Genomic DNA, 6,945 nt, shown 5'->3' with positions numbered 1-6,945 from the left:
ACTCATTTACAGTAATTGGTATTTATACAATCAACAACCAAACCCACACCTCATTTAGTACGTTCAAGCAATTTAACTACTTGGGCTACAACCATTTCTGGCTCATCATTTTGTGGGTAGTGATAGCTTTTATTTGTTATTACTATTTCACCTTGAGGAAAGGCATTAGCCCACTTTGAATGTAAGTCGCCCCACATTTCCCGCGCTTTGTCGGTAAAAAATAATACAGATGGCTTTTTATACTTTTTAACTGAGGCAATTACTTTCACGGGTATGTCAGCAATTTGCGGATAATCAGGTAGCGGGCGTTTTGCCCAAAAATCTAAATACTGATTCGACATTCCATTTTTCATATCGTCGAGCTTTATAGCTGCAATTTCTTTTTCAGCGCGTGGCAAATCAATCGCGCGCATAATATCTACATCGTGCTCCGATCCAGGCTCAATCAACATCAACGCTTTAACCTGATTAGGGTATGTTGCAGCAAATACACGCGCAATGTAAGCACCATAAGAATGCGCAACATACACAACAGGCTCTTTTATTTTTAGTACTTGAAGAAGTAACAAGCCTCAGCTGCATATTCTTCAGAGCTATAATTTTTCTTTATTTGTGCAGAGCCGCCATTACCAATACGAGAATACCGTATAACTCTAGCGTGTTGAATTAGGGATTCAAAAACCGGTTCCCAATCACTTAAACCAGCAGAGCCGCCCGCTTCAAGTAAAATAGTATGTTTACCTTTCCCAGCTAGCTCGTATTCAACGTCAAAGCCATTTACTTGAACTTTATCCAGCTCAGCTAAAGCGCTAGTAGATATAAGGAATGAGCAAAGGAATGTTATTTTTATTACTAATTTCATTGTTTTTATATAAATCATAATTTATCCAGATGAAAGCTATATTGTATACTTATTCAAAATCACCACGTTTTAATTGGTATATTCATTTAGATTCTCTATTATCGTTTAACTTTTATTAAAAAATCAAAAATACTAAAGTAATTAACAAAGCACTCAGCTTGCACAATATTTTAATATTTAGAGAATCTATTTGTATAAACCTACACAGTGCATTGTCTGCTCAAGCTCCTTTGAATATACCAATTTTTAGTTTATCCCCTTGGATAGACACCAGATAGTGCCTCTTGTAACGCTTGAAATTTAATTGGCTTTGTTAATACTTTATTCATACCTACTTTAAAACAAGACGCTTTATTATCTTTCTCTGCATTTGCTGTTAAGGCATAAATTGGTATGTCGCTAATCAATTCATCTCGAATATATTCTGCAGCAGATAAACCATCCATGATAGGCATCATTATATCCATTAACACAAGGTCAAACTTTTTACGTTTGAATAACTCAATTGCTTCGCGTCCCTCATTAGCCAGCGTTACTTTATGGTTTAGTTTTTCTAAATAGGCTTTAATTAGTACTTGATTAGTTTTATTGTCTTCGGCAACTAAAATCGATAACGACGCTTGTTTTTGTATTACGCTATGTGTGTTTTCGCTGTCTTTAGCCTCTTTAAACGGGATGCTAATAGTAAATTTACTTCCCAGCCCAAGTTGAGTCTCAAGGGTTATTTCACCGCCCATCAGTTCAAGTAAGTTTTTTGAAATACTTAAGCCTAAACCCACACCTTCGCTCTTTCGGTTAATACTGTCGTTTACTTGACTAAAGGGTTGAAATATTAGTTCTAGATTTTTTTTTGCAATACCAATACCTGAATCTTTAACTTCAAAAATTAGTTGCTCATTAAAAAGGTTAACATTCAAAGTAATCTGACCATGCTTAGTAAACTTAAATGCATTGCCAATCACGTTAAAAAGTATTTGCCCTAACCTGTATTCATCACCCACAACATATTTAGGGATATTCTCATCAATATTAGTTGTAAAAAGAATATCATCCGACTTCTCTATAATATTAAGCTGACCTACTATATTTTCACTTAAGAGCTTAATATTAAATGGTTTACTAATAAATGACACGGTGCCAGATTCTATTTTAGAAAAATCGAGCACATCAGTAATTAAACCATAGAGTATTTCGGTACTTGAGTTTGCATAGTTAACTAGCTGTTGTTGCTCTGGAGTGAGCTTAGTGTCAAGTAGTAGCTCTATCATGCCCATTACAGCGTGAATAGGTGTTCTTATCTCATGGGACATCACACTCAAAAATTTTGATTTAGTTTTACTCGCGTCTTCAGCTTTTAATTTTTCAGCTTGAAGGGCCGCTTCTCTCTCCTTCGACACTGTTATGTTTTTAGCAAGCCCCAAATAACCTGCAAAATATCCTTGTTCATCAAATTGAGGTTTCCCACTAAAAGATACCCAAAAGTCCTGGACTGAGGTCACCTCAAATTCAAAATTATAAAAATCCTCTTGGTTTTCGATTATTTGATTGAAATCACGCCATTTATCAACATTAAGTTGTTCACTTTTAGTAATCAAACTCTCGATGCTGTTACCAACAAACTTTTCAGTATAAATATTACCAACTGTTTCAATATTATTAACGCTTTTAAACAACATTGAAGAGTCTGAACGCCAAAACCACTCGGTCCCTAGCTCTTTAAAAAGGGTCGATAACGTAGTGAACTTATTGATCATTGACAGTGATTTAAGTGTTTGTTTTTGTAATTTAACTTGATTAATAAACGTAAAATAGACTTGCTGTAGTAGTATTTTCATTGTGGCGGTATTTAAAATATTATGACAATTTGAAATTCCCACATTAGTGAATATAAATAAGCCCTGCCCTCCTACAGAATCAATACTTATTACCAGCGAATTTTTAAGGCTCACCTTATCAATACAGTTTAAAAGCGCGAATTCTAGTTCTTGAAGAGGACATTTAGAAAGAACACACCCTTTTTCGAGTGCTTCTGAAAATAACTGGCATTCAGGCCATGACTCAGTATGAAATACAGTATTTGTCGCTGCAATTGTCTCGTAGTAACGATCTTTATATCTATTTAAAACAATACAGTCTTCAAATTCCAGCTTGTCTTGTAATAAAGAGGCCAATAGTTGGAATACATCACTCTCGTCTTCACAATGTGCTAAATCCATTAAGTACGTTTGTAACTCAGACATAGAGAGCTGCTCGGTATGTCCCATAACTGTTTTCCTCATCAAAATGCATCGCGTTTTGCAAAAAGCGAGCTTAATATTTCTGTACTTGATTTAATATAGGATAAAAATCGCTATAAATCATTACGTTAATCAACTTATCTTTTTGGAATGTTTCATGCTTACTAAAAGGCAGACTAAATAAAACACAAAGGCATAATAATGAAAATAGTGTGCATAGGTGGTGGCCATGGATTAGCGCAAGTTTTAAGCGCTATTAAACCAATGTGTAGTAGTTTAACTGCAATCGTTGCAACAACAGATAATGGTGGAAGTACAGGAAAGATAAGGGCGTCTCAAGACTGTATCGCACTTGGTGATATTAGACGATGTTGCTTACAACTTGCAGGAGAAGATTCTGCGCTTAACTCAATTTACGAGCATCGTTTCACTCAAGGCCCATTAGATGGACATTGCTTAGGCAATTTAACCCTACTTGGCTTAACAGAGATCACAAAGTCACCCACACAGGCTATTGCTTACTTTAATGCGATGTTAGGTAATTCTGAAACCATTTTGCCAATGACCGAAGTCCCCACCGATCTCGTTGCTAAGCTTAATAATAGCGAAGAAGTGTTTGGAGAATGTGCAATAGATGCACTCAATACTTTACCTAAAGAAGTTTATTTATCTAAAAATGTGCCTGCAGCGCCTGGATGCGTTGATGCTATTTTAGCAGCAGATTTAATAATAATTGGCCCTGGCAGTATTATCACAAGCGTTATGCCCGCCTTTTTAGTAAACGAGATATTAGTCGCTATTGAACAAACATCCGCTTGTCGTATTTTTATCGAAAATACACAAACAGAAAATAGCGTCATGAAACATACACGCACAGCAGGAATAGACTGGTTACAAGCACAGCTAGGGGTAAAAATTTACGATTTAAGCATCCCCCCTAGCGCAATTGAGGAAATTTTACATGACGGTAAACAGATAATGCAATCCAAAGAACATTTGCATGATATTAATGAGCTGGAAAATGTTTTTTCGGCATTACTTAAAATGCCAATTCAGCTTAATACTCAAATTTGAATGTTTTCAATAATAGTTGCTAGTTTTTTGAAGGTAACTTTACTTTGCTCATCGGCTGTTTTTAATAAGGTGTTTAGATCTTTTTGAGAATGTTCTACCTTAACTAGCGCTTCAATTTGTTTACACGTATCACCTAAATCTGATGCACCGAAACTGTAACAGCTGCTTTTAAGACTATGAGCACTCATTTCTATTTCACTACGCTCATTTTTGCTAATTAGGATAGCCACTGTTTTTTTTGATTCGTTGACAAACGTTTTTAATAGCTCAACGGCCAATTCGTTGCCAACATCCTTTTTTAGCTGTTCGATTATTGCTTTATCAATCATATCTTTCTTTTGGAGTTAATTATGAATTATAACGTTATTTTACTTGTTGACTCTTCTATGATTGGCGGTATTGAAACCCATCTAGTTGAATTGTCAAAATTACTAAGCAGAAACCACATCGAGTGTTCTATTTTGTTTTATAAACATCACTGTAATCAAGGCTTTTACGATATGCTAGACAAAGAAAACATATCGTATGATTTTTTGCAAGGAAATATTAACAGCCTGCTCAAAAAATTCTCCAGCTTTAACAACCAAACCGTTATTCATACCCACGGCTATAAAGCGGGAATATTGGGCCGTATAGCCTGCAAAGTTACAAATAAACGCTGCATTAGCACATTTCATGCTGGTGAGGCCGGCACTGGTAAAGTAAAACTTTATAATAAATTAGACCGATGGCTTTGTGCTCTTTCTACAAACTTTGCGGTCTCAAATAAAATAAAAGATACACTTCGAAACGCACACCTAATGGAAAATTTTATTTCTTTACAGCACACTAAATACATTCCCCCTAATAACTTAAATAAACCAATGAGGATTGGCTTTGTTGGTCGGCTATCATTTGAAAAAGGCCCTGATATATTCTTTCAATTAGCGAAAAACATGCAGCAAAATAAAGGCGCTGAATTTCATGTGTTTGGACAAGGTCCTCTGCAAAGTGAAATACCCGTTTTAAACAATCTTCATTATCATGGACTCACTGATCGTGGCGCTATCTGGGAGAAAATAGATGTGTTGCTTATTTGCTCTAGAGAAGAAGGTTTACCCATGACATTACTTGAGGCTATGTCCCAGAGAAAATTTATTATAAGTAGCTCTGTCGGTGCTATACCAAGTATCATCGAGGACAGTAAAACGGGCTTTTTAATGCCAGTAGGAGATGCTAATAACTGCCAAAAACGCATCGAACAATTGCTACTTTTACCTAACGTTCAAAAATTAAAGATGCTAGATAATGCTTATAGCATGCTCGATGAACGATTTTCTGGAAAGAAACAATTTTTATTACTTCAACAAGCCTATACAGGTCAAGATGTTACTGAATTTCTTCCCAACTTTTAATTTTTCGATAAAGTGTGGAGGGGCTAACATCGAGTAATGATGCCGCTTTTGGTATATTTGATGAACATATTTTTATAACATGCTCGATGTATTCTTTTTCAGCAAGCCACAATGCTTTTATATTATTTTGTGTATTAGGCAAATCAAAGGTCGTATCCGTCATTAGCTGCGCAGTTGAATTAATCGTTTCTCGCTCTGGCGTTTTTTTTGTGTTTTCTGGTAATGCAGGGATCATATCAATATCTATGTATTGCTCAGGATTGAGCACTAATACATTACGTATCACATTTTCCAATTGCCTTACATTACCAGGCCAACTGTATTGTATTAATAGCTGTTTTACATCCTCTGATATTTCTTTGTATGGATGGCTTTCATCTTTTGCTATTTTAACAAATAAAGCCTCGGCTATTTCTATTATATCTTGGCCACGTTCTCTTAGTGGCGGTAATTCAATAGGTATAACATGTAATCTGTAGTATAGATCTTCTCTAAATCGACCGTTTTCTACTTCAACAAGCGGATCTCTATTGGTTGCACAAACAAACCGGACATCCACTTTGACTACTTTTTCGCTGCCAACTTGCTGATAACTCCCTGTCTGTATAAAGCGAAGCAGTTTACTTTGTAAATTTATATCCATTTCACAAAGTTCGTCTAAAAATAATGTGCCGCCATTAGCCTGCCCCGCAGCCCCTACCCGATTAGCAATTGCTCCCGTGAAAGCACCTTTTAAGTGTCCAAAAATTTCACTCTCAATTAAATCTTTAGGAATAGCGGCACAGTTTAGAGCTACAAAAGGTTGATTAGCGCGGTTAGATGCTTGGTGAACAGCACGAGCACATAACTCTTTGCCTGTGCCGCTTTCACCTGTAATAAATACTGTCGCTTTACTCACAGAAGCAGAACTTATGATCTGATAAACAGATTGCATTTGCTTTGAACTACCAATCAAATCAAAATATTTACCGTTTTCGTATTTGTTTTTATATTGAGTAACCGTTTGCTTAAGGTTTTTAATCTTAAGTGCATTATTAACGGTAATTCTAAAACGATCGGCTTCAATTGGTTTTTCTAAAAAGTCGCTTGCCCCTAATTTTATTGCTTGGATCGCCATTTCTTTAGTAGCATGACCAGTTAAAACAACAACTTGAGGACAGTTTTCGGGTTCTAACGTAGCTAAAATATCAAGCCCATTCATGTCAGGTAACATAACATCGAGCACAATTAAATCGGGGTGTACTTTATTAATAATATCTATAGCCGTAGCACCATCGCTTGCCACAAGTGTATTTACACCCGTTGGTAATAGGTAAGATTGATAAAGCATTGCAAGAGATTGAGTATCTTCAACAATTAATACAGTTGGTGGCATTGT

At 35.9% G+C, this 6,945-nt stretch carries 5 protein-coding genes and 1 pseudogene; 2 read left to right on the top strand and 4 right to left on the bottom strand.

Annotated features, from left to right (window positions below):
- Positions 1-50: 50 nt before the first annotated feature.
- Together H5119_RS10325 and H5119_RS10320 are read right to left on the bottom strand one after the other, a co-directional pair.
- Positions 51-862, bottom strand: a pseudogene (locus H5119_RS10325) (alpha/beta fold hydrolase).
- Positions 863-1,113: 251 nt separating this feature from the next.
- Entirely contained in the window at positions 1,114-3,126 is a 2,013-nt protein-coding gene (locus tag H5119_RS10320) for an ATP-binding protein (protein ID WP_182702170.1), read from the bottom strand.
- 174 nt (positions 3,127-3,300) lie between these two features.
- Between H5119_RS10320 and yvcK the strand changes: the two genes are divergently transcribed.
- A complete protein-coding gene (gene yvcK, locus H5119_RS10315) occupies positions 3,301-4,173 on the top strand; it encodes a uridine diphosphate-N-acetylglucosamine-binding protein YvcK (RefSeq protein ID WP_182702169.1) in 873 nt (290 codons plus the stop codon).
- Here the strand turns inward: yvcK and H5119_RS10310 are convergent.
- Positions 4,164-4,502 carry an Hpt domain-containing protein gene (locus H5119_RS10310; RefSeq protein WP_182702168.1) on the bottom strand — a complete coding sequence of 113 codons (339 nt, stop codon included), beginning with the start codon at positions 4,500-4,502 and terminating at the stop codon, positions 4,164-4,166. The two genes, yvcK and H5119_RS10310, sit on opposite strands and share 10 nt — an antisense overlap.
- A 21-nt stretch (positions 4,503-4,523) precedes the next feature.
- Between H5119_RS10310 and H5119_RS10305 the strand changes: the two genes are divergently transcribed.
- Entirely contained in the window at positions 4,524-5,567 is a 1,044-nt protein-coding gene (locus tag H5119_RS10305) for a glycosyltransferase (RefSeq protein WP_182702167.1), read from the top strand.
- Here the strand turns inward: H5119_RS10305 and H5119_RS10300 are convergent.
- Positions 5,542-6,942, bottom strand: coding sequence for a sigma-54 dependent transcriptional regulator (locus tag H5119_RS10300; protein WP_182702166.1), 1,401 nt, complete (start codon positions 6,940-6,942; stop codon positions 5,542-5,544). The genes H5119_RS10305 and H5119_RS10300 overlap by 26 nt on opposite strands.
- Positions 6,943-6,945: the final 3 nt, after the last annotated feature.

Origin of the sequence: Pseudoalteromonas sp. SG45-5, from assembly GCF_014164085.1 — a bacterium.
GTDB lineage: Bacteria > Pseudomonadota > Gammaproteobacteria > Enterobacterales > Alteromonadaceae > Pseudoalteromonas > Pseudoalteromonas aliena.
This window is presented reverse-complemented; position numbering and strand designations above follow the sequence as displayed.

Excerpts from the sequence above, each read along its gene's own strand:
- H5119_RS10300 (WP_182702166.1), bottom strand. The coding sequence starts at position 6,942 with ATGCCACCAACTGTATTAATTGTTGAAGATACTCAATCTCTTGCAATG.
- yvcK (WP_182702169.1), top strand. The coding sequence starts at position 3,301 with ATGAAAATAGTGTGCATAGGTGGTGGCCATGGATTAGCGCAAGTTTTA.
- H5119_RS10310 (WP_182702168.1), bottom strand. The coding sequence starts at position 4,502 with ATGATTGATAAAGCAATAATCGAACAGCTAAAAAAGGATGTTGGCAAC.
- H5119_RS10320 (WP_182702170.1), bottom strand. The coding sequence starts at position 3,126 with ATGGGACATACCGAGCAGCTCTCTATGTCTGAGTTACAAACGTACTTA.
- H5119_RS10305 (WP_182702167.1), top strand. The coding sequence starts at position 4,524 with ATGAATTATAACGTTATTTTACTTGTTGACTCTTCTATGATTGGCGGT.